Origin of the sequence: Buttiauxella sp. S19-1, assembly GCF_022134725.1 — a bacterium.
GTDB classification, from domain to species: Bacteria; Pseudomonadota; Gammaproteobacteria; order Enterobacterales; family Enterobacteriaceae; genus Buttiauxella; species Buttiauxella ferragutiae.
In genome coordinates, this window is sequence record NZ_JAHWLU010000231.1 from 1 (window position 1) to 2,114 (window position 2,114).

Below are 2,114 nucleotides of genomic sequence, written 5' to 3' on the forward strand. Positions count from 1 at the left end.
TATCCATGCTATCACTTACTTAAAATATGGGTTATTGAAGCCAGGAGGTCCATCACTTCCGGTATATTTTTCCATTTTTCCAGAGAAACAGCTCTAACCCCTGATGACTTATTCGGTAGCGGTATACGATTACTATCGAAGCCGATGCCCTAAAAGCGTCTTACGCGTCTAGCACTGTTTTAGCTTCTTCCTGGCGCATCAATCGGGGTAAATTCTACTTTGGATCCAGGAGCCAACTACCATCCGCGCTATGTAGATTCATACGTGTACTGTAGTCATTTATCGATCCAGTGTATACATTACCGTTTGTATCAGTAAACCTATATATACCACTATCAGAAGGCGCATCTTTACCTGAATTGATCTTCGTTTCTGACTTAGCCCCAACGCAGGGTTAAAGTAACGGTGCCGGTTGTAGGGATAGCGCAGCTCGCAGTCGGTCTCTTCGTTGGAGCATCCCCTAGGAAGCGTATGAGCAGTTGTGGCACCGCATCGGCGCGATGATTGCCTTGAGTTACTACCATCCTCTTTAACTTGCCAGAATCGTGAAATTTCAACTGAACAAAAAAACACCGACTGTATGCCGGTGTAAGGTGATAACTAGATCTGTACAAACTAGACATGTACACATTGCCTTTATTATTTGGTATCTAGGAAATCATCATTGTCCATGTAATAATTAAGGGCATCTATGAAAACAGATATTGGAGGGTCATTGACTTGTGAAACCACATTATTTATGACATCAACGAACTGTTCGCCATAATAACATAACTCCAGATCATTATTGACAACGTCCTCTGGAAAAACATCCTCTCCCCCCCTCTCTTTTGGATACTCATCAACAAAACAAACTGAACTGGAAGCAAGTGGCTCCATAGAGTCCTTAGAGTATAAGCAAAAATAGGAGCCTTGGTTAAAATTAGTGTTTTTTATGGCAATAATCAAATCAGATAATTTGACATAAGACTTCATTATAACTTGCATTTATTCTCTCATCTCTCGGTTGAGCTCTAAGCTGAAGTGCATATTTAAATATCGATATTTCTTATCAGCTCAGGGCTTTGGTTGTTCACATTACCAACCTCCTGGCCAACTGGGTGCCAGGTAAAGTCGTCTGCTGGAAATACTATATCACGGGCCAGCTCGCTGGCCTGAGCACCGGTGGTTTCTGGATTCATCCATTCCATGGCTGCTTCGGGCGTAAAAACTAGAGGTCTACGGTCGTGAATATCGGCCAGGCCAGAGTCAGCCGCCGCCGTCACAATCAAAAATCCCTCAGCTTCATCTCCCATATCAAACGGCTGTTTGCCAACAGTTGCAAAGAACAGTGGCTTCCTGTTCTTCAGGTAGATGTAGTACGGCTGTTTTATATCTCCTTCCTTCTTCCACTCAAACCATCCATCTGCGAACACAATCGCCCGGCCATGATTCCATAGTGACTGAAACATTCGGCTGGTGGCCGCAGTTTCTACCCTGGCGTTTATCAATGGTGGTTTGTCCCACCATCCTGGTGAATATGACCAGAGCACCGGGTCGAGGTGTAATGAATTATCGCGGTTATTTAGCAGAAGAACTTTGGTGCCAGGCGCAACGTTGTAGCGGCTAATGGGCTCAGGGTCGTACGGGATGTCGTTTTCGGCCTCTTCGACCAGAAACGCCAAATAGTCGTCACGAGATTTGATCTGGGTGAAGCGTCCACACATGGTCACCTCCAGTAAAACTGAAAGTATAGATGACGACAGAATGACAACGTTTTCTCCTCGTAATTCCCATCGTTTACTTGTTCAATTTGCAGACATAAAGAACAGCCATGACAGGATATGAACTTCCGCACCTGACACCCCATGATTGGTAGCAAACTAAAAATGTGACTGAAAACGCTTCTGCAAAACTCATTTATTTTTCAATAAATTCAGTTAGTTAAAAAGCTGATATTTGATAGTAAAATACTCGTAGTAGTGATGATATTTATTAGTTAATTCAATCAAATATGGTTAATTTTTTTCTCTGCTGCTCCGTCATATGGAATGGTTCGAAGCGGCTGACTTAATTGTTAAAGGTATGGAAGGCGCGATTAACGCTAAAACCGTAACTTACGATTTCGAACGTCT

General features: G+C 43.1%; 2 protein-coding genes and 1 pseudogene. 1 reads left to right on the plus strand and 2 read right to left on the minus strand.

Annotated elements, in window-relative coordinates:
- Positions 1-639: 639 nt before the first annotated feature.
- Together MES37_RS24175 and MES37_RS24180 are read right to left on the minus strand one after the other, a co-directional pair.
- The gene (locus MES37_RS24175; RefSeq protein ID WP_133522619.1) at positions 640-987 is read right to left on the minus strand and encodes a DUF7716 domain-containing protein; all 348 of its coding nucleotides are present in this window, start codon (positions 985-987) and stop codon (positions 640-642) included.
- Between the two features lie 44 nt (positions 988-1,031).
- Positions 1,032-1,706 carry an SOS response-associated peptidase family protein gene (locus tag MES37_RS24180; RefSeq protein ID WP_133522618.1) on the minus strand — a complete coding sequence of 225 codons (675 nt, stop codon included), beginning with the start codon at positions 1,704-1,706 and terminating at the stop codon, positions 1,032-1,034.
- Between the two features lie 304 nt (positions 1,707-2,010).
- Between MES37_RS24180 and MES37_RS24185 the strand changes: the two are divergent.
- Positions 2,011-2,114 (plus strand): annotated as a pseudogene (locus MES37_RS24185) (hypothetical protein); the annotation flags it as partial.